This is a genomic window from Polaromonas sp. P1_G2 (assembly GCF_056405515.1).
This window is the reverse complement of the sequence record NZ_JBFUBY010000719.1, coordinates 1-598: the sequence shown is the minus strand read 5'-3', so window position 1 is coordinate 598 and position 598 is coordinate 1. Positions and strand designations below refer to the sequence as shown.

Below are 598 nucleotides of genomic sequence, written 5' to 3'. Positions count from 1 at the left end.
ATAATCCTCGAGGCGCTTCTCATCATTGGCCTTGTCCGCCGAATGTTTCGCCCCTTCACCCAGCGCGATCCCACTCTCGGGCAGCCGACCTTCACCTTCCGTCTGGTGGCTGCCTTCTGGTCGACATTGATCCCGACGCTGGCAGCGGGTCTGTTCGTGCTCATAAGCCTGATCACGCTCGCCGGGTTCAAAGTGCTCAGGATCGATTTCATCGACATCGTCCGGTCCGTCCTATGGACGATTGTCGGGCTCTATTTCGTCTGGCGGCTTTCCCATGCGATCCTTGCGCCGAAGCGGCCGCAATGGCGGCTGGTCAGTGTGTCGGATCACGGCGCGCGCATGCTTGTTGGCTATTGCATGCTGCTGGCGCTTGCCAACGGCCTCGCCTATATCGGCGATCAAATCAATGTGGCGCTCGATGCACCCGTCGTGCTGACGGTGGCGGAGGGGTTCGTTTCGTCGATTCTGATCGGCGCGATCCTGTTGCTCCTCGCATTCGTGCGGCCAATGGAGGTCGGCGAGGGTGGTTATGGCGCGTGGCCGAAACCGATCCGCTATCTCCTGATCCTGATGGGCATCGGACTGATCCTGACATCAT

Annotated in this window: 1 protein-coding gene; it reads left to right on the top strand. The window is 60.0% G+C overall.

Translation table 11 applies throughout. The features are described 5' to 3' along the window. On the top strand, window positions 1–598 hold a 598-nt coding region (locus tag AC1D0P_RS27155), incomplete at both ends, for a hypothetical protein (RefSeq protein WP_477679568.1).